The 25,814-nt window shown below is 72.2% G+C and carries 20 protein-coding genes; 3 read left to right on the top strand and 17 right to left on the bottom strand.

Annotation, left to right across the window (positions count from 1 at the left end; all coding sequences use genetic code 11):
• Position 1: 1 nt before the first annotated feature.
• The 14 genes from ACFYMP_RS27440 to ACFYMP_RS27505 form a co-directional block, all read right to left on the bottom strand.
• Entirely contained in the window at positions 2 to 850 is an 849-nt protein-coding gene (locus ACFYMP_RS27440; RefSeq protein WP_388862540.1) for a TatD family hydrolase, read from the bottom strand.
• Complete coding sequence (locus ACFYMP_RS27445; protein ID WP_388862542.1) at positions 850 to 1,461, bottom strand: EboA domain-containing protein; 612 nt, start codon at positions 1,459 to 1,461, stop codon at positions 850 to 852. Before ACFYMP_RS27445 ends, ACFYMP_RS27440 begins: the two co-directional genes overlap by 1 nt.
• Complete coding sequence (locus tag ACFYMP_RS27450; protein WP_388862544.1) at positions 1,458 to 2,327, bottom strand: sugar phosphate isomerase/epimerase family protein; 870 nt, start codon at positions 2,325 to 2,327, stop codon at positions 1,458 to 1,460. Before ACFYMP_RS27450 ends, ACFYMP_RS27445 begins: the two co-directional genes overlap by 4 nt.
• Positions 2,324 to 3,286 (bottom strand): SCO3242 family prenyltransferase, encoded by a 963-nt coding sequence (locus tag ACFYMP_RS27455; RefSeq protein WP_388862546.1) that lies wholly within the window; start codon positions 3,284 to 3,286, stop codon positions 2,324 to 2,326. Before ACFYMP_RS27455 ends, ACFYMP_RS27450 begins: the two co-directional genes overlap by 4 nt.
• The gene (locus tag ACFYMP_RS27460) at positions 3,283 to 4,446 is read right to left on the bottom strand and encodes an inositol-3-phosphate synthase (protein WP_388862548.1); all 1,164 of its coding nucleotides are present in this window, start codon (positions 4,444 to 4,446) and stop codon (positions 3,283 to 3,285) included. Before ACFYMP_RS27460 ends, ACFYMP_RS27455 begins: the two co-directional genes overlap by 4 nt.
• A 158-nt stretch (positions 4,447 to 4,604) precedes the next feature.
• Positions 4,605 to 8,285: a ThuA domain-containing protein gene (locus tag ACFYMP_RS27465; RefSeq protein WP_388862550.1), complete on the bottom strand. Its 3,681-nt coding sequence runs from the start codon at positions 8,283 to 8,285 to the stop codon at positions 4,605 to 4,607.
• A gap of 265 nt (positions 8,286 to 8,550) precedes the next feature.
• The gene (locus ACFYMP_RS27470; RefSeq protein ID WP_388862552.1) at positions 8,551 to 9,555 is read right to left on the bottom strand and encodes a sugar phosphate isomerase/epimerase family protein; all 1,005 of its coding nucleotides are present in this window, start codon (positions 9,553 to 9,555) and stop codon (positions 8,551 to 8,553) included.
• An 11-nt stretch (positions 9,556 to 9,566) separates the two neighbouring features.
• Positions 9,567 to 10,778: a Gfo/Idh/MocA family protein gene (locus ACFYMP_RS27475; RefSeq protein ID WP_388862554.1), complete on the bottom strand. Its 1,212-nt coding sequence runs from the start codon at positions 10,776 to 10,778 to the stop codon at positions 9,567 to 9,569.
• An 86-nt stretch (positions 10,779 to 10,864) separates the two neighbouring features.
• On the bottom strand, positions 10,865 to 11,908 hold the full coding sequence (locus ACFYMP_RS27480; RefSeq protein ID WP_388862556.1) for a substrate-binding domain-containing protein: 1,044 nt from the start codon (positions 11,906 to 11,908) through the stop codon (positions 10,865 to 10,867).
• 113 nt (positions 11,909 to 12,021) lie between these two features.
• Complete coding sequence (locus tag ACFYMP_RS27485) at positions 12,022 to 13,062, bottom strand: ABC transporter permease (RefSeq protein WP_388862558.1); 1,041 nt, start codon at positions 13,060 to 13,062, stop codon at positions 12,022 to 12,024.
• Entirely contained in the window at positions 13,059 to 14,549 is a 1,491-nt protein-coding gene (locus ACFYMP_RS27490; RefSeq protein ID WP_388862560.1) for a sugar ABC transporter ATP-binding protein, read from the bottom strand. Before ACFYMP_RS27490 ends, ACFYMP_RS27485 begins: the two co-directional genes overlap by 4 nt.
• A gap of 569 nt (positions 14,550 to 15,118) precedes the next feature.
• Positions 15,119 to 16,300 (bottom strand): ROK family protein, encoded by a 1,182-nt coding sequence (locus tag ACFYMP_RS27495; RefSeq protein ID WP_388862562.1) that lies wholly within the window; start codon positions 16,298 to 16,300, stop codon positions 15,119 to 15,121.
• Positions 16,301 to 16,538: 238 nt separating this feature from the next.
• Positions 16,539 to 17,216 (bottom strand): GntR family transcriptional regulator, encoded by a 678-nt coding sequence (locus ACFYMP_RS27500; RefSeq protein WP_388862564.1) that lies wholly within the window; start codon positions 17,214 to 17,216, stop codon positions 16,539 to 16,541.
• A 280-nt stretch (positions 17,217 to 17,496) separates the two neighbouring features.
• Positions 17,497 to 18,444, bottom strand: coding sequence for a beta-ketoacyl-ACP synthase III (locus tag ACFYMP_RS27505; protein ID WP_388862566.1), 948 nt, complete (start codon positions 18,442 to 18,444; stop codon positions 17,497 to 17,499).
• Positions 18,445 to 19,137: 693 nt separating this feature from the next.
• Between ACFYMP_RS27505 and ACFYMP_RS27510 the strand changes: the two genes are divergently transcribed.
• On the top strand, positions 19,138 to 20,646 hold the full coding sequence (locus ACFYMP_RS27510; RefSeq protein WP_388862568.1) for an MFS transporter: 1,509 nt from the start codon (positions 19,138 to 19,140) through the stop codon (positions 20,644 to 20,646).
• Positions 20,647 to 20,734: 88 nt separating this feature from the next.
• Here the strand turns inward: ACFYMP_RS27510 and ACFYMP_RS27515 are convergent, their stop codons facing one another.
• Positions 20,735 to 20,869, bottom strand: a complete 135-nt coding sequence (locus ACFYMP_RS27515) for a hypothetical protein (RefSeq protein WP_388862570.1) — start codon at positions 20,867 to 20,869, stop codon at positions 20,735 to 20,737.
• Entirely contained in the window at positions 20,866 to 22,203 is a 1,338-nt protein-coding gene (locus ACFYMP_RS27520) for an OFA family MFS transporter (RefSeq protein WP_388862572.1), read from the bottom strand. The genes ACFYMP_RS27515 and ACFYMP_RS27520 overlap by 4 nt, the downstream gene beginning before the upstream one ends.
• Positions 22,204 to 22,534: 331 nt before the next feature.
• Between ACFYMP_RS27520 and fdhD the strand changes: the two genes are divergently transcribed.
• Positions 22,535 to 23,383, top strand: a complete 849-nt coding sequence (gene fdhD / locus ACFYMP_RS27525) for a formate dehydrogenase accessory sulfurtransferase FdhD (protein WP_388862574.1) — start codon at positions 22,535 to 22,537, stop codon at positions 23,381 to 23,383.
• Between the two features lie 67 nt (positions 23,384 to 23,450).
• Here the strand turns inward: fdhD and ACFYMP_RS27530 are convergent, their stop codons facing one another.
• Positions 23,451 to 24,491 (bottom strand): bile acid:sodium symporter family protein, encoded by a 1,041-nt coding sequence (locus tag ACFYMP_RS27530; protein ID WP_388862576.1) that lies wholly within the window; start codon positions 24,489 to 24,491, stop codon positions 23,451 to 23,453.
• 116 nt (positions 24,492 to 24,607) lie between these two features.
• Between ACFYMP_RS27530 and ACFYMP_RS27535 the strand changes: the two genes are divergently transcribed.
• Entirely contained in the window at positions 24,608 to 25,546 is a 939-nt protein-coding gene (locus ACFYMP_RS27535; RefSeq protein ID WP_388862578.1) for a LysR substrate-binding domain-containing protein, read from the top strand.
• Positions 25,547 to 25,814 lie beyond the last annotated feature (268 nt).

The raw sequence follows: 25,814 nt of genomic DNA on the forward strand, positions 1-25,814 counted from the left end.
GTCATTCGCCTCCGCGCAGGACGGAGTTGCCCTCGTGCAGGGCCTCGGTGGTGGTGACGTCGAGGGCGAGCCGGCCGCTGAGTCCGTAGAAGGCGACGGGGTTTCGCCACAGCACGCGGTCGACCTCGTCCTCGCTGAAGCCGGCCTTCAGGAGCGCGTCGGCGGTTCTGCGGGTCTTGAGCGGGTCGCTCTTCCCCCAGTCGGCGGCGGAGTTGATCAGGACCTTTTCGGGCCCGTACCGCTGGAGGATCGCCACCATGCGCTCCTCGTCCATCTTGGTGTCGGGGTAGATGGAGAAGCCGAGCCAGCAGCCGCTGTCCTTGGCGTCCTTGACGGTGGTCTCGTTGAGGTGGTCGAGCAGGACGTGTTCCGGGTCCAGGGCCGATTCGCGGACGACGTCGACGGTGCGGCGCAGTCCGGCGAGTTTGTCGCGGTGCGGGGTGTGCACCATCGCGGGCAGTTCGTGGTCGGCGGCGAGCTGGAGCTGGGTGGCGAGCGCGGTGTCCTCGGCGGGGGTCATCGAGTCGTAGCCGATCTCGCCGACGGCCACGACCTGATCCTTGAGGAGGTAGCGCGGCAGCGCGTCGAGCACGGGGGCGCAGCGCGGGTCGTTCGCCTCCTTGGGGTTGAGGGCCAGGGTGCAGTGGTGGGCGATGCCGTACTGCGCGGCGCGGAAGGGCTCCCAGCCGAGCAGGGCGTCGAAGTAGTCGTAGAAGCTCTCGGGCGAGGTACGGGGCTGGCCGAGCCAGAAGGAGGGCTCGACGACGGCACGCACCCCGGCGGCGTACATCGCCTCGTAGTCGTCGGTGGTGCGGGAGGTCATGTGGATGTGGGGGTCGAAGATGCGCATCAGCTCTCCTCGCCGAAGGTGGGGGCGGCGTACTCCAGTACCTGGCGCAGGTCCGCGGGCACGGTACGGCCCGCGGCGGTGCGTTCGGCCGCGAAGTCGGCCAGCATGCGGGCGAGTTCACCGTCGCCGCGGGCGCGGTCGGACAGTTGGTGCACGGCGCTCACGGGGACGCCGGTGAACAGGCATTTCAGGACGGCGTGCCGCCACGTGTGCGCGTCGAGGTGGCGGGCGGCGTAGGGACCGAGGGCGGCGGCGATCAGCGCGGTGTCGTTGGCGCGCAGCGCGTCCTCGACGAGGGGGACGGCGCTGTCGTCGCCGACGAGGTGCGGGAGCGCTTCGAGTACGGCGCGGCGTTCGGCCCCGCTGCCGTGCCGGTAGACGCGGCTGAGGGCGGTGGTGTCGGCGCGGGCGGCGCGCAGCAGAAGGACGCGGGCGGCCTCGGCGTGCCGGGGCCCGCAGCGGCGCCCCGCCTCGGCGAACCGTCGCTCCCACACGGGCAGCGCGCCGCCGGGGCCGGGAGGGGTCGCCGCGGCGGCCTCGGTGAGCGCCCGGTCGAGCCAGTCGCGGGCGGCGGCGGGCAGGTCGGGGGTGGTGCTGGTGGTGTCGGTCATGCGGGGACGCCTCCTCGGGCCGCGCGGCGCAGGAAGGGGAGTGAGGTCTCGGCGTGGTGGGGGCCCGCGTGGGAGTGGCGGGGCAGTTCGACGACGGTGAGGCCCTGGTAGCCGCTGCCGGCGAGCGCGGCGAGGACCGGCGGGAAGTCGATCTCGCCCTCGCCGAAGGGGAGGTGTTCGTGGACGCCGCGCCGCATGTCCTCGATCTGGACGTGCCGCAGCCAGGGCGCCGCCTCGCGCACGCACTGCGCCGGGGGTAGCGGCTCCAGGCACTGGCAGTGCCCGATGTCGAGGGTCAGGCCGAGCGGGGCGGGGTCGCCGAGCGCGGCGCGCAGGCGGTGGAAGCCGGCGAGGTCGCCGACGAGGTGCCCGGGTTCCGGTTCGAGGGCGAGCGGGACGCCCTCCTTGTCGGCCGCCTCCAGCACGGGGGTGAGCGCGCCGAGCAGCCGGTTCCACGCCTCGTCCTCGCCGGTGCCCTCGGGCGGTACGCCGGTGAAGCAGTGCAGGGCGTGCGCGCCGAGGTCGGCGGCGACGCGGACGGAGCGGACCAGGAGCGCGGTGCGCAGGGCGCGGCGCCGCGGGTCGGGGTCCAGGAGGGAGGGCCCGTGCTTGGCGCGCGGGTCGAGGACGTAGCGGGCGCCGGTCTCGACGGTCACCGACAGGCCGAGGGCGCCGAGCCGGGTGGCGACCTCGGTGGTGCGGGCGGCGAGGCCGGGGGCGAGGGGGTCGAGGTGCATGTGGTCGAGGGTCAGGCCGACCCCGTCGTAGCCGAGGTCGGCGAGCAGTCCGAGGGCGTCGGCCAGGCGCAGGTCGGTCAGGCCGTTGGTGCCGTAGCCGAAGCGCAGTTGCCCGGTGGGGGTGGTCATGTGGGGCTCACCCGCCTCGACAGGGCGCGGGCGAGGGGCGCGAGGGCCGCCGTGGCGAGCGCGGGGAGCTGGGCGCCGGCTCGGGCGGCCAGGGCGCCCTGGAGGGGGATCATCGCGCGGATGCCGCCGCCCACCGCTCGCTGGGTGAGCGGGGGCGAGGGGTTGAGGACGGCGTGCAGAAGCGGCCGTCCGGCGGTGAGCGCGTATCCCGCGCCGAGGAGGGCGGCGAGCGCGGCGCCGGGTGTGGGGCGGGGGCCCGACGGGCCGGGGGCGGCTGCTTCCCACCGGCCCGCCGGGGGTCTGTGGCCCGCCTCGCGGCGGGTGAGGTTCGCGGTCAGCGCGCCGGCGGTGACGAGGGCGGCGAGCGGGGCGAGGGTGGAGCCGCCCTGGGTCTCGCGCCGCGAGACGGTGGTGACGGCCAGGGTGTGCAGGCCGAGGGCGGCGGCCGGGGGAAGGGCGGCGCGCAGCCGTCCGGCCGCCGCCCGGCGCGGGGTGCCGCCCGGCGCGCTCGTGGCGGCGCCGAGCAGCACGTCGAGGGCGCGGGCGGCGCCCATGGCGACGGGCCCCGCCGGGGTGCGTTTGAGCCCGAGGTCGTACGCCCAGACGGTGGCGGCGAGGGCGGTGGCGACGGTGAGGGCGGGGCGGCCCGCGCGGGCGGCGAGGGCCAGGCCCGCCCCGGTCAGGGCGCCGGCCGCGAGGAGGGCGGCGCGCGGGGAGATCCGGCCGGAGGGCAGGGGGCGGTGCGGTCGGTCCTCGGCGTCCTCGGCGCGGTCGGCCCAGTCGTTGAGGGCCATTCCGGCTTCGTACAGGCACAGCGAGCAGCCGGCCGCGAGCGCGGTGGCCCGGGTGGCTCCGCCTGCCGTGGCGGCTCCCGCGAGAGCGTCGCCGGGGACGGTGAACAGCGCGGACACGCGCAGCAGTTCGGCCCAGGCGGAGAGCCGGGCGCGGGGCGCGTTCACCGGGCCTGCCGCAGGCGGGCGGCGAAGCCGAGCAGGGCGGCGTACTGCTCGGGCAGCGCGGAGGAGCCGCCGTCCGGGTCCTTGAAGTAGAAGCCGAGTTCGGGGCGGGGCCCGGTGATGCTGAGGGCGTCGGCGCGCGCGAGCAGGCGCGCGAGATCGAGGACGAGGGGGGCGGCGAGGGAGGAGTCGACGCCCTGCCAGATGGTCTGGAGGATCATGCGGGTGCCGAGGAAGCCGTCGAAGGCGATGTGGTCCCACGCGGTCTTGAGGTCGCCCATGGCCGGCACGTCGTCGATGTGCACCTCGCCCTCGGGGGCGGCGCCGAGGGTGTCGGCGAGGACACGCTCCTTGCCGGCGTTCTTCGCCGCGGCGGCGGCCGGGTCTGCGAGGGCGGCGCCGTCGCCGCCGCCGAGCAGGTTGCTGCCGGACCAGGCGCGTACGGCCAGGGCCCGCTGGCGGAACATCGGGGCGAGGACGGAGCGCAGGAGGGTCTGTCCTGTCTTCCCGTCGCGGCCCGCGTAGGGCACGGCGCTGGCGGCGGCGGCCTCGGCGAGCGCGGGGTGGTGCAGCCCGGTGGAGGGGGTGAAGTTGGCGTAGGGGCAGCCGGCGCGCAGGGCGGCCGCGGCGTAGAGGGAGCTGGCGGGCAGCCGGGGGGCGTCCTCGGCGGGGGCGGGCTCGGTGGAGGCCACGTTGACGACGACGACGCGGCCGAGCCCGTTGCGGGTGCGGAAGTCGCGCAGGTCGGCGGCGAAGGACTCGATGAGTTCCTCGTCGGTCCTGGTGTCGCCCGGTCCGGGCCCGCCGGGCTTGATCTCGGCCTCGGCGGCGGCGAGTTCGGCGTGCAGGGCGGTGGGCAGCCCGTACGGGAGGACTCCGCCGGCGGCGAGTTGTTCGGCGCGTTTGGGCAGCGGACAGCTCATGGTGTCGTGTCCGCCGAAGACGAGGGAGGCGAGCGGCGGCAGATGGGCGCCGGCGAAGTCCTCGGTCTCGGTGATCATTCCGGTGGCCGGGTGGAGTCCGGCGGCGACGGCGGCACAGCCGGCCACGGCGGTGGTGGCGACGGAGCCGCGGGCCCCGATGAGCCAGACGCCGGTACGGGCGGCGGTGGGGGAGGAACTGGTGGGGGTGGTGGAGGTGGTGGGGGTCGGTTCGGCGGACATGGGCAGCCTCCTGTCATACGAACCTGCGGATGAGCGGTGCCGGAGTCGGCGGGCCGGGACGGTGAGCGGGGGTCCGGCGTCCCCCGCCCACCGCCGTTCGGGGGCCGCCCGGGGCCTCGTTTCAGGCCGGCCGGGCGGCGGTCACCTCAAAGGGCCGGTCAGGAAAGCTCCTTGAGCTGGATGTTGCGGAAGGACACGTGGTCGTCCGCTCCGTGGTTCTGGATTCCGATGTAGCCGTCGGTCAGGCTGCGCTCCGGGTCCTTGTTGGTGAAGTCGTTGATCTTCACCCCGTTGAGGAACACCTGGAGGCGTTCGCCCTGGACCTTGATCTCGTAGGAGTTCCACTGGCCCGGCGGGCGCAGTACCTGATCGCGGGCCTTGGTGTCGGCGGACTTGAAGGTGTAGACCGCCCCGGTGGTGCGGTCCGGCGCGTCGGTCGCGTCGATCTGCACCTCGTAGCCCTTGTCCACGGCGGACCAGGGGTCGTCGGAGGCCGGGAAGCCCAGGAAGACGCCGGAGTTGTCGTCGCCCTGCATCCGCCAGTCGAGCTTGAGGGAGTAGGACTTCAGCTCCTTGGCCTGGTACCACAGCAGGCCCATGCCGCCCTCGGAGTGCAGGGCGCCGTCGGAGACGTTGAACTTTCCGGGGCCGGCCTGCTTCCAGCCGTCCAGGGACTGGCCGTTGAAGATCGGCCGGTAGTCCTTGCTCGGCTTGCAGTTGGCCTTGACCTGTCCGGTGGCGTACTTCATGCCGCCGAGCACGTGCGAGCGGAAGTCGGCCTCGGCGTAGGACTCCTTGGTGTGGCCGAGCCCGGTGTAGAAGGCCCGTCCGCCCTCGTAGGTCTGGCACCAGGAGATCGGGTGGTCGCCCTTCATGTTCCCGCCGCTGTACGTGGTCTCGTCGAGCGTGGCGAGGACCTTGGCCTGGGAGCGGGGGTTGGTGCGGTAGTTGTACCACTCGTCGGTGCGCTCCCAGGAGTCCTTGAGGGACTCGGTGGCCGGGTGGTCGTGGCCCTCGGGCCTGACGGTGGCCTTCTGGATCTGCGGGTGCGAGTCGAAGTAGGCGCCGACCAGGCCGCCGTAGAACTTCCAGTCGTACTCGGTGTCGGCCGCGGCGTGGACGCCCATGTACCCGCCGCCGCCCGCGACGTACTCCTCGAACGCCTTCTGCTGCGTGTCGTTGAGGACGTCACCGGTGGTGGAGAGGAAGGCGACCGCGTCGTAGCGGGCGAGGTTGTTCTTGGTGAACTGGCCCGCCTCCTCGGTGGCGTCGACCGTGATGCCGGCCGAGGCGCCCAGCTCCTTCAGGGCCTTGACGCCCTCGGGGATGGAGTCGTGGCGGAAGCCGGCGGTCTTGGAGAAGACCAGGAGCCGCTTCGATCCCTTGACCGGGGCGTCCGAGCTGATCTCGAAGTCGTCCAGGTCGTAGAGGGCCCCGGCCCCGGTGCCGCCCTTGAAGACGAGGAACAGTTCGGTGGTCTTCGACGGTACCTGGCTGAGCTTGACGTCGACGTTCTGGAAGGTCTCCCAGCCGCCGGTCACCGGGACCGGGGCGGAGCCCAGCAGGGCGCCGGTCGCGGAGCCCGCGCGGACCTCCAGGAAGCCTCCCGCGCCGCCGGAGGAGATACGGGCGGTGAGCTTCTTCGCGCCGCTGAGGTTGTACGGCTTGAAGGAGATCCAGTCCCCGTCGTCGATGTCGCCGACGGTCCGGCCGCCGTTGGCCTCGGCCTTGTCGTAGGTCTTGATGCCCTGCTGGCCGTTGAAGTGCTCGGCCTGCCGGTGCCGGGGCTGGAGCTGGATCTGGGCGTGGCCGGTCAGGGGTGCCTGGCCGCCTCCCCCGCCGTCGGTGTACTCGGCGTCGATGACCCCGAAGATGTTGGCGTTGGGGTCGTGCTCGGCGTCGGCGGGCGCGGTGATGGTGCCCTCGCAGCCGGTGGCCGAGGTGATCGGGTGACCGTGGCTGTCGTGTCCGAGGATGTAGCGGACGGTGACCTTGGAGCAGTCGATCTGCCCGTCCTCGGGGTCGGTGACCGTCACCTTGAAGGGGATCTTGTCGCCGAACTTGAACAGGGTGCCGTCAGCGGGGGCGTTGAGCTTCACGGTGGGCGCCGTGTTGCCGACCACCACCTCGACGCTGGAGGTCGCGGTCAGCCCGGTGGCGTCGGTCGCGGTGACCGTCGCGGTGTAGGTGCCGTCCGTGCGGTAGGTGTGGGAGGCCTCGGCCCCGGCGGCCTTCTTCGAGCCGTCGCCGAAGTCCCAGCTGTAGGTGATGGCGTCGCCGTCACCGTCGGAGCCCTTGGCGCTGAACTTCACCGCGAGCGGGGACTGCCCCGAGGTCTTGTTGGCGGAGGCTTCCACCGTGGGGGCGCGTCCGTCGGTGACGTTCTCGATGCGGTAGAGCGCGGAGTTCTCGTCGCCCCCGAACCAGGAGAGCCCGTAGTCGAGGACGTAGAGGGCGCCGTCCGGGCCGAAGGCCATGTCCATGACCTGGGTGCCGGTCCACGGGAAGTCGTTGATCTTCTCGACCTTGCCGTCGCCGTCCTGCTCGATGCGCTTGATCCACTGCCGGCCGAACTCCCCGGCGAAGAAGTTCCCGTCGTACTCCTTCGGGAACTTCACCGGCGAGTCGAGGTCCTCGTCGTAGTGGTAGACGGGGCCGCCCATCGGGGACTCGGAGCCGGAACCGAACTCGGGCACGGAGCCGCCGTCGTAGGGAATCCACGCGTCCTGCGCGGGCGGCAGGTCGGTGATGCCGGTGTTGTTCGGCGAGGTGTTCTTCGGCGCGGCGCAGTCGAAGGTGGCCCCCGACTGCGTGGTGGCGAAGTCGTAGTCGACGTACGCGTCGTTCGTGCCGGTGCAGTACGGCCAGCCGAAGTTGCCCGCGCTCGTCACGCGGTTGAACTCGACCTGGCCGGCCGGCCCGCGGCTCGCGGAGGCGGCGCCGGCGTCGGGCCCGTAGTCACCGACGTAGACGACGCCGGTCTCCTTGTCGACGTTGAGCCGGAAGGGGTTGCGGAAGCCCATCGCGTAGATCTCGGGGCGGGTCTTCGCGGTACCCGGGGCGAAGAGGTTGCCCTCGGGGATGTCGTAGGAGCCGTCCTCGTGGACCTTGACGCGCAGGATCTTGCCGCGCAGGTCGTTGGTGTTGCCCGCACTGCGCTGCGCGTCGAAGGCCGGGTTGCGGCTCGCGCGCTCGTCGATGGGGGTGTAGCCGTCGGAGGCGAAGGGGTTGGAGTCGTCGCCGGTGGACAGGTACAGGTTGCCCTCGGCGTCGAAGTCGATGTCGCCGCCGACGTGGCAGCAGGTGCCGCGCGAGGTCTTGACCTCCAGGACCTTCTTCTCGCTCGCCTTGTCGAGGGTGCCGTCCTCGGCGAGGGTGAAGCGGGAGAGCTGGTTGATCCCGTCGAAGGGGGCGAAGTCGGCCGTGGAGCCGTTCTCGGGGGCGTCGCCGGCCGGGGTGTCCAGCGGGGGCGCGTAGTAGAGGTAGATGGCCCGGTTCTCAGCGAAGTCCGGGTCCACACCGACGCCTTGGAGCCCCTCCTCGTCGTGGCTGTACACGTCGAGCTTGCCGGCCACCTTGGTGGCGCCCGAGGCGTCGGTCAGTCGCAGGGTGCCGTCCCGCGAGGTGTGCAGGACGCTGCGGTCCGGCAGGACCGCGAGAGACATCGGTTCGCCGGTCTCCGTGGCCCCCTTGGCGAGGGTGACCTGCTGGAACTCGGGGGCCTCCGGTGCGGCGGCGGCCCCGGCCTGCGGAGAGACGAGGGTGAGTGAGGCAGCGGTGAGAACAGATCCCGTGAGAAGGGCGAGAGTTCTTCGCAGTCCCGGTCGTTTCCTGTGCACGAATTGCCTCCGGTAAGGGGCTGGCCGTACGGGCGGGGGTGTCACCGGCTGCGCCGTCAGCCGGGTGACGCGGGTGACGTGCGCGCTCATGTTCTGTACACATCAGGGACCGTAGTAGAGCTTTGTCCGTGTGGCATAGCCCTTGGACAGAAGCTGGTTGGGCTTTTTCCCATGTCAGGACAAAGGGGCGTACGGGCAGGCCGGACCGGCCCGGGGCGCGGGGCCACGGGCCGGGCCGGGCCGGCGGTTCAGCTGATGGCGGGGGTCAGTCCTTGGTGCTGAAGGCCGCGTCGAAGGAGGCGGTGGGCCGCTCGTAGTCGTAGGAGCGCATTCGGGCGAGCGCCTCGGGGGCGCCCTGGAGGCGGTCCATCCCGGCGTCCTCCCATTCCACGGAGATCGGGCCCTCGTAGCCGATGGAGCCGAGCATCCGGAAGACGTCCTCCCAGGGCACGTCGCCGCGACCGGCGGAGACGAAGTCCCAGCCCCGGCGCGGATCGCCCCAGGGCAGATGGGAGCCCAGGCGCCCGTTGCGGCCGTCGAGCCGCTTGCGGGCCTCCTTGCAGTCCACGTGGTAGATGCGGTCCCGGAAGTCGTACAGGAAGCCGACCGGGTCCAGGTCCTGCCACACGAAATGGCTCGGGTCGAAGTTGAGGCCGAAGGCCGGGCGGTGGTCGACCGCCTCCAGGGCCCGCACGGTGGTCCAGTAGTCGTAGGCGATCTCGCTCGGGTGCACCTCGTGGGCGAAGCGCACGCCCTCCTGGTCGAAGACGTCCAGGATCGGGTTCCAGCGCTCGGCGAAGTCCTGGTATCCCCGGTCGATCATGCCCTCGGGCACCGGCGGGAACATCGCGACGAGGTGCCAGATGGAGGAGCCGGTGAAGCCGATGACGGTGTCCACGCCCAGGGCGGCGGCGGCCCGCGCGGTGTTCTTCATCTCCTCGGCGGCGCGCTGCCGTACGCCCTCGGGCTCCCCGTCGCCCCACACCCGGGCGGGCAGGATGTTCTGGTGCCGCTCGTCGATGGGGTGGTCGCACACGCCCTGTCCGGCCATGTGGTTGGAGACCGCGAAGACCTTGAGCCCGTACTTGTCGAGCAGCGCCTTGCGCGAGTCGATGTATCCGGGGTCGGCGAGGGCCTTGTCCACCTCGAAGTGGTCTCCCCAGCAGGCGAGTTCGAGTCCGTCGTAGCCGAAGTCGCGGGCCAGCCGGCAGACCTCCTCCAGAGGCAGGTCCGCCCACTGGCCGGTGAAGAGGGTGTAGTCGCGTGACATACCTGGCCTTCCTACTGGGGTACGGGGGTGAGGACGGAGTTCTTGCCCGCGCTCTCCTCCACGGCGGCCAGGACGCGCTGGACCTGGAGCCCGTCGGCGAAGGTGGGCACGGGCTGCTCGCCGGTCGCGAGGGCGTGCGTCAGGTCGCGCACCTGATGCGAGAAGGTGTGCTCGTAGCCGAGGCCGTGCCCGGCCGGCCACCAGCCCTCCAGATAGGGGTGTTCGGGCTCGGTGACCAGGATGCGGCGGAAGCCGGCGGTGGCGGCCGGTTCGGTGTGGTCGTGGAAGGACAGCTCGTTGAGGCGTTCCAGGTCGAAGGCGAGTGACCCCTTCGACCCGTTCAGCTCCAGTCGGAGGGCGTTCTTGCGGCCGGTGGCGAAGCGGCTCGCCTCGAAGGAGGCGAGCGCCCCGGAGGCGGTGCGGCCGATGAACAGGGCCGCGTCGTCCACCGTGACCGGGCCGCGTTCGGCCACGGCCGCGTTGCCGGCCAGACCGCTCGCCCCCGAGGCCGGCAGCGGCCGTTCGGTCACGAAGGTCTCGGTCAGCGCGGACACGCTGACGATCTGCTCCCCCGCGAGATGCTGGGCGAGGTCCACGATGTGCGCCCCGAGGTCGCCGAGCGCGCCCGAGCCCGCCTTCTCGCGGTTGAGCCGCCAGGTCAGCGGGGAGTCCGGATCGCTCAGCCAGTCCTGGAGGTAGGTGACCCGGATGTGCCGCAGGGTGCCGATCCGGCCCTCGGCGACCAGTTGCCGCGCGAAGGCGGCGGCCGGCAGCCTGCGGTAGTTGAACCCGACCATCGCGAGCCGGCCCCGGGCGCGGGCCCGCTCGGCCGCGGCCACCATGGCCTCGGCCTCCTCCACGGTGTTGGCCAGGGGCTTCTCGCACAGCACGTGCTTCCCCGCGTCGAGCGCCGCGATGGCGATCTCGGCGTGGCTGTCCCCCGGGGAGCAGATGTCAACGAGGTCGACGTCGTCCCGGGCGATCAGGGCGCGCCAGTCCGTCTCGGCCGCCGCCCAGCCCATGTGCTGCGCGGCCCTGCCGACGGCCGCCGCGTCCCGACCGCACAGGGCGGCCAGCGCCGGCTGGAGCGGGAGGTCGAAGACGCGGCCCGCGGTGCGCCACCCCTGGGAATGCGCGGCTCCCATGAACGCGTAGCCGACCATGCCCACGCCGAGGCGCGGCGGGCTCTTCGGCCACGCCTCCTCGTGCTCCGTCTCTCGCATGCAGTTACTCCTCCTCGTTGACGTGCGGGGTGGGGGGTGGCGTCTCCTCGGGTGCGCGCCAGGCTTTCCGGGCACCCCCCTGCGGCCTACTTGAAGCCGTTGGGCAGGTACTGGTCGATGTTGCTCTTGTCCACCACCGCGGAGTACAGCGTCAGGGAGGTGGGGATCTCCGCCTCGGACAGGCCCGTGATGCCCTTGCCCTGCCCGAGGGCGCGGGCCAGGTCGATCGCGGAGGCCGCCATGGTGGGCGGGTAGAGGACGGTGGCCTTGAGCACGCCGTCGTCCGCCTTGATGTGGTCCATCGCGGACTTGGCGCCGGCCCCGCCGACCATCAGGAAGCCCTCGCGCCCGGCCTGGTCGACGGCGCGCAGCGCGCCGACCCCCTGGTCGTCGTCGTGGTTCCACAGGGCGTCGAAGTTCTTCTGGGCCTGGAGGAGCTGGGCCATCTTGGCCTGGCCGGACTCCACGGTGAAGTCGGCGGCCTGGCGGGCCACCTTCTTGATGTTCGGGTAGTTCTTGAGCGCGTCGTCGAAGCCCTGGGTGCGCTGCCTGGTCAGTTCCAGGCTGTCGGGCCCGGACAACTCGATGACCTTGGCGTTCTTCTTGTCCTTGAGCTTCTCGCCGATGTAGTGCCCGGCGTTGAGGCCCATGCCGTAGTTGTCGCCGCCGACGTAGCAGCGGAACGCCTGGGGGTTGGCGAAGACCCGGTCGAGGTTGACGACGGGGATACCGGCGCGCATGGCCTTGAGCCCGGCCTGCGTCATGGCCTTGCCGTCGGCCGGCAGGATCACCAGGACGTCGACCTTCTTGTTGATGAGGGTGTCGATCTGGCCGATCTGGGCGGCCGTGTCGTTGGAGCCCTCGGTGATGTCGAGCGTGACGTCCTTGTACTTCTTGGCGCGCTCGCGGGCGTTGACGTTGATGGCGTTGAGCCAGCCGTGGTCGGCCTGCGGACCGGCGAACCCGATGGTGACCTGCTTGCCGGTCTCCTCGGCGGCGGGGGCCGCGGCCGAGCCGGAGTCGTCCGCCTCGGCCTTGGTCTCGTTGCTCGTGCAGGCGGTGAGCAGGGCTCCCGCGCCCACGGCGGCGGTGCCGAAGAGCATCCCTCTGCGGCTCGTGAGGTGTGACATGGCGGTGGACCCTTCCCGTAGGGCGGTGATCGTGCGAGGCGAAGGTGCGGGCCGGTGCTGCCCGGCGCGCGGACGGTCGTACGCAGTCGTACGCAGAGGTGGTGCGCGGGCGGCTACTCGCGCACGGTGCGGCGCTGGACCAGGACGGCGGCCACGATGATCGCGCCCTTCGCGATCTGCTGGACGTCGCTCTGCAAATTGTTGAGGGCGAAGATATTGGTGATCGTGGTGAAGATCAGTACGCCGAGCACGGAGCCGACGATGGTGCCCCGGCCCCCGGTGAGCAGGGTCCCGCCGATGATCGCGGCGGCGATGGCGTCGAGCTCGTACAGGTTGCCGTTGGTGTTCTGGCCGGAGCCGGAGAGGATCACCAGCAGGAACGCGGCGATCCCGCAGCACAGGCCGGACAGCAGGTACAGGTAGAGCCGCTGCCTGCGCACGTCGATGCCGGCCAGCCGGGCGGCCTCCGGGTTGCCTCCGACGGCGACGGTGCGCCGGCCGAAGGTGGTGCGGTTGAGCACGAGCCAGCCGATGACCACCACGGCGGCGAACACCAGGACCAGCGGGGGGATTCCGAGGACGTAGGAGTCGCGCTGGCCGAGGTCGAGGACCGAGGGGACGGTGACGATCTGGGTCTGTCCGTCGGTGATCAGCAGGGCGAGTCCGCGGGCGGAGGCGAGCATCGCGAGGGTCGCGATGAAGGGCACGAGGCCGCCGTACGCGATGAGGACCCCGTTGACCAGCCCGCAGCCCACGCCGACGATCAGCGCGGTGAACAGGATGCCCCAGAAGCCGTACTCCTGGGTGGCGACGGTCGTGCACCACACGGAGGCCAGGGCCAGGATCGCGCCCACGGACAGGTCGATGCCGCCGGAGATGATCACGAAGGTGACCCCGACGGTGACGACGCCGATGACGGACGCCTGGGTCAGGATGAGCTGGAGGTTGGTGGTGGCGATGAACTCGTCGGGTTTGGTGATCCCGCCCACGACGGCCAGCGCGAGCAGGACGCCGATGAGGGACAGGGTCCGCACGTCCCAGCGGAAGAAGCTGGGCCCGCGGGACGCGGAGGGGCCGGAGTCGGTCTTGTGCGGGGCGGGCGCGGGGCCGGCGTCGGGACCGCCCTGCTGCGCGGGTGTGGCGGGCTGCGTCATGGTGTCGGGCTCCCTTCCATGACGAGGTCGAGTACGCGGGATTCGTCCAGTTCGCGGGCGGGGGCGGTGTGCACCACGGCGCCCTCGCGCAGGACCAGGACACGGTCGGCGAGCCCCAGGACTTCGGGGACTTCGCTGGAGACGAGCAGGACGGCGAGGCCGTCGTCGGCGAGCCCGCGGATCACGGAGTACAGCTCGGCGCGGGCGCCGACGTCCACTCCGCGGGTGGGCTCGTCGAGGAGCAGGACCCGGCAGCCGCGCAGCAGCCAGCGCGCGAGCACGGCCTTCTGCTGGTTGCCGCCGGAGAGGGTGCGGATGTGCGCTTCGGGGTTGTCGGGGCGCAGGGACAGTTCCCGGGTCGCGGCGTGGGCGGCGGCCCTCTCCCTGCCGCGTTCCAGCCAACCGCCGCGTGAGAAGCGGGACATGGAGGACACCGACACGTTGCGGGTGACGGATTCGAGCATCAGCAGGGCCTGCGCCTTGCGTTCCTCGGGCGCGAGGCCGATACCGGCGCGGACGGCGGCGCGCACGCTGCCGGGACGTATGGGGGTGCCGCCGACGCTGACCTGCCCGGTGGTGGGCTTGCGGGCGCCGTAGACGGTCTCCAGGATCTCGGAGCGGCCGGAGCCGACGAGTCCCGCGAGACCCACGATCTCCCCGGCTCGCACCTCCAGGTCCAGGTGGTCGAACTCGCCTTCCCTTGACAGGTTCTGGACGCTCAGGACGACTTCCCGCTCCTCGCGTTCGCCGGGGCGCTCGGGGAAGACGTAGGCGACGTTGCGGCCGGTCATGAGGGACACCACCTGGCTGGTGGGGGTCGACTCGGCGGGCAGCCCACCGGCGACGGCGCGCCCGTCCTTGAGGACGGTCACCCGGTCCCCGATGCGGCGGATCTCCTCCAGGCGGTGCGAGATGTACACCACCGCGACCCCGTCCGCGGTGAGGTCGCCGACGATGCGGAAGAGGTTGTCCACCTCGTCGGGGTCGAGTGCGGCGGAGGGCTCGTCCATGACGATGAGCCTGACGTCGTGCGACAGGGCCCGTGCCATCGAGACGATCTGCTGGTGGGCGGCGGAGAGTTGACCGACGAGGGTGCCCGGGTCGATCTCGGGGTGGCCCAGCCGGGCCAGTAGCCGGCCCGCCTCCGCGCGGGCCGCGCGGGCGCGCACGACGAAGCCGGCCGAGGTGGGCTCGTGCCCGAGGAAGACGTTCTCGGCGACCGACAAATGTTCCACCAAGTCGAGTTCCTGGTAGATGGTGGCGATCCCGAGGTTCATCGCGGCGATCGGGGAGCGGAGTATCACCTCCTCACCCTGCCAGGTGATCGTCCCGTCGTCGGGCTGGTGCGCTCCGGCCAGGACCTTGATCAGGGTGGACTTCCCGGCGCCGTTCTGCCCGAGGAGGCAGTGCACTTCCCCGGGCCGTACCTCCAGGTCGACGCCGTCGAGCGCGCGGACTCCGGGGAAGGACTTCGTGATGCCGGACATGGTGAGCAGACTTGCGGGTGGCGGTGCGTCTTCGTGCACAGGTGCCATGGCGGGTTCCCCTCGGGGATGCGGTGCGCGGCGAACGGCGTGCGGAAGGAGGGCGGCTCGTACGGTGTGCCGGGATGCCTGTAGGACACAGGTGGGGTACAGCGGGGGCACAGGTGGTGCGGAAGGTACTGCCTCGCGGACGAGGCGGCGGTGCGGCTCTCGTTCGGGTCCTGCGGGAACGGGGGTGCGGGTAACGCGGATAACTACGGTCGCGGGCGGGGCGGTTGCAGGTACATCGGTGAGGGCTGTACGTGTGGTGCGGCTCGTCGGGGGGTACCCGGGTGGTGCGACGGTCGTGGAGCGTGGGGATGACGCGCGGATCGGTCGTGCCGGTGGTACGCGGATCGTGCCGGTGGTGCCAGTGGTACGTACGGGTGGTGCCGGTGGTACGTGCAAATGGTGCCGGTGTCGCGGTCGGTGCGGGTGGTGCGGTGGTGCCGGTACGCTCTGTGGTGCGGGATCGCGGGGGCGCCCTTACCGCGGTGCGGCGCGGGTGCCCCGGCGGGCGGTTCGGTCGCGCTCTACGCCGGGGAGAACAAGTGGTCGCTGATCAGACGGGCCCCGCCGATGACTCCGGCAGCGGGCCCCAACTCGCCCAGCACGATGGGCAGATCGCCCGTCGCGAGAGGGAGTGACTGGCGGTACACCTGGGTCCTGATGGCGGCGAGCAGCGTGTGGCCGAGACCGGTCACCCCGCCGCCGATCACCACCAGGCCGGGGTTGAAGAAACTCACCAGGCCGGCGATGACCTGCCCGGTGTGGTTACCGCCCGCACGGATGAGGTCGAGGGCCGCGGTGTCCCCGGCGGCGGCTGCCGCCGACACGTCCACGGCACTCAGCTTCCCTTGAGCGGAGAGCCGTTCGGCCAGTGAGGGCGAACGCCCCTCACGCGCGGCCGCCTCGGCGTCGCGGGCCAGGGCCGCTCCGCTGAAGTGGGCTTCCAGGCAACCCCGGTTGCCGCAGGCGCAGGGCCGCCCATCGGGCTCCACCTGGATGTGGCCTATGTCGCCGGCGCTGCCCGTGGTGCCGCGGTGCACCTCTCCGCCCACCATGATCCCGCAACCGACTCCGGTACCGATCTTGACGCACAGGAAGTCGCGCGCGGAGCGGGCCACACCCGCGTGCTGCTCCCCCATCGCCATGATGTTCACGTCGTTGTCGACCATGACGGGGCAGCCCAGTTCCTGGCTGAGCGCCTCGCGGACCGGGAAGCCGTCCCAGCCCGGCATGATCGGCGGCGCGACCGGTACCCCTTCGGGGAAACGGACGGGCCCGGGGACACCGATACCGGCGCCGTCGAACCCTTCCGCCAGCCCCGAGGCGCGGAGCTTGGCGGCCATGGACAGCACCTGCTCGAAGACCACCACCGGCCCCTCGCGGACGTCCAGGGGGTGGTTGATGTGCCCGAGCACCTCCAGTTCGGCGTTGGTGACGGCGACGTCGACCGAGGTCGCGCCGATGTCGACGCCGAGGAAGCGCAGGGCGGGGGCGAGCCGGATGTTGTGCGAACGCCGGCCGCCCCGCGAGGCGGCGAGCCCGTCGGCCACCACCAGCCCGGTCTCCAGCAGGCGGTCCACCTCCACGGCCAGCTTCGACCGTGAGAGTTCGACCTGATCACCCAGCTGGGCGCGGGAGTTGGGACCGAAGTCGCGCAACAGCCGCAGCAGCCGTGCCTGGTGTGCGTTCGCGGGTCGTGCCGTCATGCGTCTCACGCGCCCCTCCCCGCCTCACCGGCCGTCTGCTTCGCGCTTTCGACGGTGAAGGTAGCAGCGGCGTACGGAAGTGGGAAGAAGTTGGGAGGGAATTACCGCAGACTTTTTCCCGGCACAGGACAAAGCCGGGTCACGGTCCAGGCCAAGAGCCCCCGCCCTCCAGCATTCGGGGCGGGGGCTCTCAAGGGAATCCCGGTGCGGTAACGGCCCGGCGCGGGGCGCTGCGGACTCAGGCGCCCTCGCGGCGGTGGTAGGTCTCCCGCGTGTGCTCGGTGTGTTCGCGCATGATCCGGCGGGCCCCCTGTTCGTCGTGGTCCGCGATCGCGGCGATCAGGGAGCGGTGCTCGGCCCAGGACCGCGGTCCGCGCTGCCGGGCCACCGGCGTGTAGTACCACCGGACACGGCGGTCGACCTGTGCGGCCAGCTCGGCGAGGACGAGGTTGCCGGCCAGCTCCATGACCTTGGCGTGGAACTCGGCGTTGGTGGCCACGACGAGGTCCACGTCGCGTTCGGCGACCGCCTGTTCCCCGCGGTCGCACAGCGCTTCCAGCTCGGCGACGCCGGCGCTCGTGGCGCCCGCGGCGGCGAGCCGGGCGGCCTCGGCCTCCAGCAGGGTGCGGACCGTGAGGAGCTGGTCCGCCTCCTGCTCGGTGGGCTCGTGCACGAAGGCGCCCTGGGCGGGCCGCAGATCGACCCATCCCTCGGTGTTGAGCCGCTGGAGCGCTTCGCGCACCGGCTGCCGCGAGACCCCGAGATGGCCCGCGAGTTCACTCTCCACGAGATGCTGCCCCGGCTGGAGGGCACGGGTCGTGATCAGTTCGAGCAGTGTCTCGTAGACGCGTTCGCGCAGCGGGCCGGGCCGTTCGAGCTTGGGCACCGCTCCCTGCGGAAGTCCTGTGGACAGCATCGCGGTCCCCCTTCTGGGCCTGCTCGACTGAGACCCGCGCGACCGCCGGGACCGGCTCGTCCGGGATCTCGCGCGTATTGCCTTTCGTCTACAGTCTACTGAGCACCGCCCCGGGCCCGACGGCGAGTTGGCACCCGCGCACCGGTGCACCCCCCACACCCCTCTTATCCGCTTACGAGCGCTACGCCCGCCTCTGACCTCTTACGTCCACCCCCGGACGGGCGCGGCCACCCCCGGACGGGCACGGTCCGGTCCGCGTCGCAGTGTCGCGGCCGGGGGGTCAGGGGCAGCTCACGACCTGGCCCGCGTAGGACAGATTGCCGCCGAAGCCGAAGAGCAGGACGGGGTCGCCGGTCGCGATCTCCCCGCGCTCCACGAGCTTGGAGAAGGCGAGCGGGATGCTGGCCGCCGAGGTGTTGCCCGAGTCGACGACATCCTTGGCGATCACCGCGTTGACGGCCCCGAGCCGCCGGGCGACGGGCTCCACGATGCGCAGGTTGGCCTGGTGCAGGACGACGGCGGCGAGGTCCTCGGGGCGCAGCCCGGACCGCTCGCAGACCTTCCGCGCGACCTCGGGCAGCTGGGTGGTGGCCCAGCGGTAGACGGACTGCCCCTCCTGGGAGAAGCGGGGCGGGCTGCCCTCGATGCGGACCGCGTTGCCCATGGTGGGGACGGAGCCCCACAGGACGGGGCCGATGCCGGGCTCCTCGCCCGCCGCGCACGCCTCCACGACGGCGGCGCCCGCCCCGTCCCCGACCAGTACGCAGGAGCTGCGGTCCGTCCAGTCGGCGACGGCGGACATCTTGTCGGCGCCGATCACCAGGACCCGGGCCGCGGCCCCCGCCCGTACGGCGTGGTCGGCGGTCGCGAGGGCGTGGGTGAAGCCGGCGCACACGACGTTGAGGTCCATGACGGCCGGGGCGCGCATGCCGAGCCGGGCGGCGACCCGGGCGGCCATGTTCGGGGAGCGGTCGATCGCGGTGGACGTCGCGACCAGGACGAGGTCCACGGCGGCGGGCGCGAGCCCCGCGGCGGCCAGCGCCTTCGCCCCGGCCTGGGCGGCCAGCTCGTCCACCGGTTCGTCGTCCCCCGCCACGTGCCGGGTTCTGATGCCCACCCGGCTCCTGATCCACTCGTCGCTGGTGTCGACGAGCCTGGCGAGGTCCTCGTTGGTGAGCACCCGGCCGGGCTGGTAGTGGCCGAGCGCGACGATCCGTGAGCCGTTCATGGACGCGGTTCCCTCCGTTGCCGTGCGGCAGACGCACCCATCCTGATCACTTACCGATCGGTACGAGGGCAGGTAAAGCGACAGGATTCGGACGCGCCTCTTGGAGGCTTCACCCAGACCCGGTCCCCCGTCCGGCCCGGTCCGTTCCCGGCGGGCTCGCCCCCGCCCCGCGGGAGGGCGCGCAGTGGCCGCCGGCTCTCTGCGGACGGCCCGTCTGACCTGTGGTTCTGCTGTGCGGCGACCGGCTCGGCAGGTTTGCGTTCCCGCACCACGTTCCTCTACTGTGACCCAGCCCTGGAGGGTTCCGTGCCCTCCCTCGTCCGCCTTTCAGGAGTCCCGTCATGACCGGCCCGTCCGCGACACCGTTCGCGCGATGCACCCGGACGACTCCTGGGCAGACCCTCACGCGTCCGGCCACCGTGCCGGAGTGCCTGTGGAAAACCGGAGAGGCGTAGCGCCGCCGGTCCTCGCACCCGGCCGTCCGTCGGCCGAGTAGCCCCGGCGTTGCGCGCGCCCCGGGCAGGTCGTCGCCCTCTCCCGGTCCGGCCTCACCGAGGGGCGCCCGCTCCTCGTGACTCCCCCGGCCACCGCGCCGCCGCCCGCTCCGTCCGCCGTACACCGGCCCCGGCCGGGCGGCACTCCTTTCGGCGCGTTCCAGGCCCACCCACGTACGAACAACGGAGTACCCCTGTCATGACCTCCCCTGCTGCCGCCCCCGTCACGGCGGGTGGCCGCGCGGCCCCCGCGGCGGACGGCGGCCCCGCTCCGCATCGCTGGCTGATCCTCGCGGTGATCGGCACTGCCCAGCTGATGGTGGTGCTCGACGCCACCATCGTGAACATCGCACTGCCCACCGCCCAGCTCGACCTGGGCTTCTCGGACGCCGACCGGCAGTGGGTGGTGACCGCCTATTCGCTCGCCTTCGGCTCGCTCCTGCTGCTCGGTGGGCGGGTCGCCGATCTGTTCGGCCGCAGGAACGCCTTCCTGATAGGGCTGACCGGCTTCGCGCTCGCCTCCGCGCTGGGCGGGGCGGCGGGCAGCTTCGAGGTGCTGATCACGGCCCGCGCGATCCAGGGCGTGTTCGGCGCCCTGCTCGCCCCGGCCGCGATCTCCCTGCTCACGACGACCTTCACCGATCCGGTCGAGCGCGGAAAGGCCTTCGGTGTCTTCGGCGCGGTCGCCGGTTCCGGGGCGGCGGTCGGCCTGCTGCTCGGCGGGCTGCTCACCGAGCACCTCAACTGGCGCTGGACGCTGTACGTCAACATCGTCTTCGCCGCGCTCGCCTTGGCCGGCGGGCTGATCCTGCTCCAGCGCACCCGCCGCAACCGGCAGGCCCGTCTCGACGTGCCGGGCACCCTGCTCGCCAGCGCCGGTCTGTTCTGCCTGGTGTACGGATTCGCCGACGCCGAGACGCACTCCTGGTCCGCCTTCGCCACGTGGGGCTTCCTCGTGGCGAGCGCGGTTCTGCTCAGTGCTTTCGTGGCCTGGCAGACCAGGGCGCGTCACCCCTTGCTGCCGCTGCGCGTCGTACTCGACCGCGACCGGGGGGCCGCCTTCACCTCGATGCTGATCGTGGGCGCCGCGATCTTCGGCATCAGCCTCTTCCTCACGTACTACCTGCAACAGGTGCTCCAGTTCTCGCCGGTGCGGACCGGGCTCGCGTTCCTGCCGATGAGCTTCTCGATCATGGTGACGGCGACCACCGGCGCGAGCGTGCTGCTGCCGAGGTTCGGCCCGAGGCTCGTGGTCTGCGCGGGGATGCTGCTCGGCGCGGTGGGCCTGCTGTGGCTCACCCGGCTGGACACGGACAGCGGGTACGCCTCCCACGTGCTGCCCGCCCTGGTCGTCGCGGGTCTGGGGATGGGCGCCGTCATGGCGACCGCGATGAGCCGGGCCAACAGCGGGGTCGCGCGTGAGGACGCGGGCGTGGCCGGAGCCATGGTCAACACCATGCAGCAGGTGGGCGGTTCGCTGGGCACCGCGCTGCTGAACACCGTCGCGGCGAGCACCGCCACCGACTACCTGGGCGGGCGCGACGCGGGCAGCCCGGTGGTACGCGTCGCGGCGAGCGTCGAGGGCTACTCGGCGGCCTACGCGTGGACGGCCGGCTTCTTCGCGGTCGGCCTCGTGGTGGCGGGTCTGCTGTTCCGCCGGCACCGCGAGGGGGCGGCGCAGGACGGGGCCCCGGTCGTCCACATGTAGCGGCCGGCCCGTCCCGGTGCGCCCGGCGCGCCGGGACGGGCGACCGGGACGGGCACACCGGGACGCCGGTTCAGCCGGTTCAGCCGGTTCAGCCGGTGAACAACTGCGTGGCCTTGCGGACGAGTTCGTAGACCCCGTAGGCGAGGGGCAGCCCCACCCACAGCCAGGCCAGGACGATCAGTCCGCGCCGGCCGTGGGCCGGGGCTGTCCGTGTCCCGGTCATCGGGCTCCTCCCGCCGTCCCGGCCACCGCGACGTGGTGGCGGGCGTGCACGGGGCGGATCAGTTCGTTCGCGGCGAAGCCCACGAGCAGCAGTCCGATCATGATGGCGAGGGAGAGCCCGTACAGTCCGGGCCCGCTGTGGCCCGCGGCCTCCTGGTGGTCCGCGACGCGGTTGACGATGAGCGGCCCGAGGACCCCGGCGGCGGACCACGCGGTGAGCAGCCGGCCGTGGATCGCGCCGACCTGATAGGTGCCGAAGAGGTCCTTGAGGTAGGCGGGCGCGGTCGCGAAGCCGCCCCCGTAGAAGGACAGGATCACGAGGGCGCACAGCACGAACAGCGGTTTGGAGGCGTCCCGGGTCGCGGCGATGAGCAGGTACATGAGGGCGCCGGCCCCCAGGTAGAGGCGGTAGACGTTCTTGCGGCCGATGGTGTCGGACAGCGAGGACCAGCCGATGCGACCGGCCATGTTCGCGGCGGAGAGCAGGGCCACGAACCCGGCGGCCGCGGCGGCCGAGACCGGGGCCCCGGTGTCCGCGAAGAAGTCGGTGATCATGGGCGCGGCCTTCTCCAGGATGCCGATGCCGGCCGTGACGTTCATGCACAGCACGACCCACAGGCACCAGAACTGCGGGGTGCGCAGCGCGGAGCGCGCGGACACCTGGACGCCGCTCAGCGAGGCCGGCCCCTGCCCGGGGGCCCGGTCCCCCGTCTCCGCGTCCGCCGCCTCCGCGGGCCGCGGGACACGGACGAGCAGGACACCGAGGGACATGAACACGGCGTAGACGAGCCCGTGGACGAGGAAGGCCCAGGCGATCCCGGTGTGGTCGCCGCCGAAGGACTCCAGCATCCGCGCGGACCACGGGGAGGCGATGAGGGCGCCACCGCCGAAGCCCATGATGGCGATGCCGGTGGCCATGCCGGGCCGGTCGGGGAACCATTTGATGAGGGTGGAGACCGGTGAGATGTAGCCGATGCCGAGACCGATCCCGCCGAGGAAGCCGTAGCCGAGCACGATGAGCCAGTACTGGCTGGTGGCGGCGCCGAGCGCGGAGACCAGGAAGCCCGAGCAGAAGCAGCACAGGGCGACGGTCATCGCCCAGCGCGGTCCGCGTCGCTCGACCAGGGTGCCGCCGAGGGCCGCGGAGAGGCCGAGCATGACGATGCCGAGCTGGAAGGGCAGGGCGCTCTGGGTGCCGCTGAGCCCGAGGGCGGACTCCAGGGGCGGTTTGAAGACGCTCCACGCGTACGCCTGTCCGATCGACAGGTGCACCGAGAGGGCTGCGGGGGGAACGAGCCAGCGGCTCCAGCCGGGTGGCGCGATGGGGGGAGTCATGATCCAAAACCCTAGGAACGCGGGACCGCGTTGGGAAGGCCCCTGCGCGGATGTCCTCGGGATCTCGTACGGGGGACGGCCGGCCCGTGCCCTCCCGCGGAGGTTCCCGAACCGGCGGGACGCCACGCCCGTGCGGGAATCCCGCTTCCCGGACGGGCGTCGCGGTGCGGCGTGCTGCGGGCCGGGCCACGCGGGGAGGGCGGCGGGTACCCCCGCGGGCGCGGGCCATGAGATCGTCGTAAGTCTCCTCGCCGTACGGCCGTCCGGGGTCGCGGCGACCTCCGCGGCCGGGGCCGGACCGCCTCCGGCACGTACAGAACCGGGACTGAGCATGGGACGTGTGACCGAGCGGCGGCGAGTGACCCGAATCCGCGACGGGGTGGTGTCGGCCCGCCCCGACACCCTGGTGGCCGAGGAGCCGCTGGAGATCCGGCTGGGCGGCAAGCCGCTGGCGATCACGATGCGGACGCCGGGTGACGACTTCGCGCTCGCGGCCGGCTTCCTGGTCAGTGAGGGCGTGCTCGCCTCGGCGGAGGAACTGCGCACCATCGTGTACTGCGCGGGCGCCACCGAGGACGGTTCCAACACCTACAACGTCGTGGACGTGTCGCTGGCGGACGGGGTCGAGCTGCCCGACATCACGCTGGAGCGCAATGTCTACACCACCTCCTCGTGCGGGCTGTGCGGGAAGGCGAGCCTGGACGCGGTGCGCACCACGGCGCGCTTCGCGCTGGCGGACGAACCAGCGCTGCGGCTGTCGCCCGGACTGCTCGCCCGGTTGCCCGACCGGCTGCGCGCCGCGCAGCGGGTCTTCGACCGCACGGGCGGTCTGCACGCGGCCGCGCTGTTCTCCGAGGACGGGGAGCTGCTCGACGTACGGGAGGACGTGGGCCGGCACAACGCGGTCGACAAGCTGATCGGCCGGGCGCTGCGGGACGGGCGGCTGCCCCTGTCCCGGACGGTGCTGCTGGTCTCGGGCCGGGCCTCCTTCGAACTGGCGCAGAAGGCCGTGATGGCCGGTATCCCGGTGCTCGCCGCGGTGTCGGCACCCTCCTCGCTGGCCGTGGACCTCGCGGCCGAGACGGGGCTGACGCTCGTGGGGTTCCTGCGCGGGTCCTCGATGAACGTGTACGCGGGCGAGCACCGCGTCGCCCTGGAGACGGCGGCGACGCCGGGCTGAGGCCGGGCGGGGCCGGGAGGGCCCCGCCAGGGGGCCGCGGGCGCGGGTGTCCCGGGGCGCCGGTGCCTCAGGAGCCGCCCGCCGCCGTGGCCGTGATCGTCGTCCGGTCCTCCCCCACCGCCCCCGTGACCACCGGCTCCTCGGGGTCGCGGGCCCGGCGCTTGGCGATGACGGCGCACACCATGAGCTGCATCTGGTGGAAGACCATGAGGGGCAGGACGGCGAGGGACGCCTGGGCCCCGAACAGCACGCTCGCCATGGGCAGGCCCGAGGCGAGCGACTTCTTGGAGCCGGCGAACTGGATGGCGACGCGGTCGCCCCGGCCGAAGCCGAGCCGGCGCGCCCCGTACGAGGTCGCGGCCAGCATCACGGCGAGCAGCAGCGCCTCGACGACCAGCAGCCCGGCGAGGTGCCCGACGGTGACCTGATGCCAGATGCCCTGGACCATGCCCTCGCTGAAGGCCGTGTAGACGACGAGCAGGATGGAGCCGCGGTCGACGTAGCCGAGGATCTTCTTGTGGCGGGTGAGGAAGCCGCCGACCCAGCGGCGCAGGAACTGCCCCGCGAGAAACGGGACCAGCAGCTGCACGACGATCTTGCCGAGCGCGTCGAGGGAGAAACCGCCGGCGCTGCCGCCGAGCAGGCCGGCCGCGAGCAACGGGGTCAGCACGATGCCGAAGAGGGACGAGAAGGAGCCGGCGCAGATCGCGGCGGGCACGTTGCCGCGCGCGATCGAGGTGAAGGCGATCGAGGACTGGATCGTCGAGGGCACCAGCGTCAGGAAGAGGAAGCCTCGGTACAGGTCGGGGCTGAGCAGGAGCGGCTGGAGGCCCCGCGCGGCCAGGCCGAGGAGGGGGAAGGCGACGAAGGTGCAGACGAGCACGGTGAGGTGCAGACGCCAGTGGCGCAGCCCGTCCATCGCCTCCCGGGTGGACAGCCGTGCCCCGTACAGGAAGAACAGCAGGGCCACCGCGCCCGTCGAGGTCCCGGAGGCGACGTCCGCGGTCGTACCTCGCGCGGGAAGCAGGGCGGCGAGGACGACGGTGCCGACGAGGGACAGGATGTAGGGGTCGACCGGCATCCACGACGGCCAGCGCAGGCGTTTCATGTGCTCCATACTCTCGGCTCGGTTCGGTGCCCCTCGCATCGTCCCCCGCCCGGCCATGATCGGGAAACCCGTATACCGCTCTCACTGTCATCACGCTTCGCGATAACGTGGGCGGAATGTACGACCCGGTGCGACTGAGGACCTTTCTCGCGGTGGCGCAGACGCTGAGCTTCACCCGCGCGGCCCACCGGCTGTCGGTGCGGCAGTCGACGGTGAGCCAGCACGTGCGGAGGCTGGAGGAGGAGACGGGCCGTCCCCTGTTCAGCCGGGACACGCACTCCGTGGAGCTGACCGAGGACGGGGAGGCGATGCTCGGCTTCGCGCGCCGCATCCTGGAGGTGCACGAGCAGGCGAGCGCGTACTTCACCGGGACCCGGCTGCGGGGCCGGCTGCGCTTCGGGGCCTCGGAGGACTTCGTGCTGACCCGGCTGCCGGAGGTCCTGGAGTCCTTCCGCCGCGAGCACCCCGAGGTGGACCTCGAACTGACGGTGGAGCTGTCGGGCACCCTGCACGAGCGGCTCGCCGGGGGAAAGCTCGATCTCGTACTCGCGAAGCGGCGCTCTGGTGAGACGCACGGCGAGGTGGTGTGGCACGACCGGCTGGTGTGGATCGGGGCGCGGCGGCTGCGGCTCGACCCGGACCGCCCGGTGCCGCTCATCGCCTATCCCCCGCCGGGCATCTCGCGGGACCGGGCGCTGGAGGCGCTGGAGCGGGAGGGCCGCGCCTACCGGGTCGCGTGCACGAGCGGCAGCCTGAACGGCCTGATCGCGGCGGCCCGTGCGGGCCTCGGCGTGATGGCGCACTCCCGCGGGCTCGTCCCGCCCGGACTGGCGCGCGTGGCGGAACGGTACGGGCTGCCTGAGCTGGGGCCGGTGGACTTCGTCCTGCTGCACGGCACGAGACGGCCCTCGTCCCACGAGGCGGCTCGGGCCCTGGCCTCGGCCATCCTCTCCAGCGGCGACCACCTGCACCCCGGCTCACCCACCACCTCCCCTCCCGGCACCACCCCTCCCCGGAGGTCCGGCAGGACTCCTCCCGGCCCGTCCGGCGCTTGAGGACACGGCCGGCCGGCCGCCCCACCCACCGCGGACACCCGATGCACCAGCCCGTCCGGCGCTTGGGGCCGAGGCCAAAGGCCGGTCCCCCGCGCCACCCTTCGGTAAGGATTCGGTGGAGGTTACCCAACCGAAACTTACTCACCAGTCAGTATTCGCTCCGCAAGCGCTCCCCATTCGCTTCACAATCTGTCCCGCGCGCCCCTTGTGCCCGAATTTCTCAGCCTGACCAGGGCATATGCACCCCCCGTACGGAGAAGTCCGGACC

The organism is Streptomyces sp. NPDC007088 (assembly GCF_042869355.1).
Lineage (GTDB): Bacteria > Actinomycetota > Actinomycetes > Streptomycetales > Streptomycetaceae > Streptomyces.

Coding starts and splice junctions, on each gene's coding strand:
- ACFYMP_RS27440 (WP_388862540.1), bottom strand. CDS start 850: ATGCGCATCTTCGACCCCCACATCCACATGACCTCCCGCACCACCGAC.
- ACFYMP_RS27445 (WP_388862542.1), bottom strand. CDS start 1,461: ATGACCGACACCACCAGCACCACCCCCGACCTGCCCGCCGCCGCCCGC.
- ACFYMP_RS27450 (WP_388862544.1), bottom strand. CDS start 2,327: ATGACCACCCCCACCGGGCAACTGCGCTTCGGCTACGGCACCAACGGC.
- ACFYMP_RS27460 (WP_388862548.1), bottom strand. CDS start 4,446: ATGTCCGCCGAACCGACCCCCACCACCTCCACCACCCCCACCAGTTCC.
- ACFYMP_RS27470 (WP_388862552.1), bottom strand. CDS start 9,555: ATGTCACGCGACTACACCCTCTTCACCGGCCAGTGGGCGGACCTGCCT.
- ACFYMP_RS27475 (WP_388862554.1), bottom strand. CDS start 10,778: ATGCGAGAGACGGAGCACGAGGAGGCGTGGCCGAAGAGCCCGCCGCGC.
- ACFYMP_RS27480 (WP_388862556.1), bottom strand. CDS start 11,908: ATGTCACACCTCACGAGCCGCAGAGGGATGCTCTTCGGCACCGCCGCC.
- ACFYMP_RS27485 (WP_388862558.1), bottom strand. CDS start 13,062: ATGACGCAGCCCGCCACACCCGCGCAGCAGGGCGGTCCCGACGCCGGC.
- ACFYMP_RS27490 (WP_388862560.1), bottom strand. CDS start 14,549: ATGTCCGGCATCACGAAGTCCTTCCCCGGAGTCCGCGCGCTCGACGGC.
- ACFYMP_RS27495 (WP_388862562.1), bottom strand. CDS start 16,300: ATGACGGCACGACCCGCGAACGCACACCAGGCACGGCTGCTGCGGCTG.
- ACFYMP_RS27500 (WP_388862564.1), bottom strand. CDS start 17,216: ATGCTGTCCACAGGACTTCCGCAGGGAGCGGTGCCCAAGCTCGAACGG.
- ACFYMP_RS27505 (WP_388862566.1), bottom strand. CDS start 18,444: ATGAACGGCTCACGGATCGTCGCGCTCGGCCACTACCAGCCCGGCCGG.
- ACFYMP_RS27510 (WP_388862568.1), top strand. CDS start 19,138: ATGACCTCCCCTGCTGCCGCCCCCGTCACGGCGGGTGGCCGCGCGGCC.
- ACFYMP_RS27515 (WP_388862570.1), bottom strand. CDS start 20,869: ATGACCGGGACACGGACAGCCCCGGCCCACGGCCGGCGCGGACTGATC.
- ACFYMP_RS27520 (WP_388862572.1), bottom strand. CDS start 22,203: ATGACTCCCCCCATCGCGCCACCCGGCTGGAGCCGCTGGCTCGTTCCC.
- fdhD (WP_388862574.1), top strand. CDS start 22,535: ATGGGACGTGTGACCGAGCGGCGGCGAGTGACCCGAATCCGCGACGGG.
- ACFYMP_RS27530 (WP_388862576.1), bottom strand. CDS start 24,491: ATGAAACGCCTGCGCTGGCCGTCGTGGATGCCGGTCGACCCCTACATC.
- ACFYMP_RS27535 (WP_388862578.1), top strand. CDS start 24,608: ATGTACGACCCGGTGCGACTGAGGACCTTTCTCGCGGTGGCGCAGACG.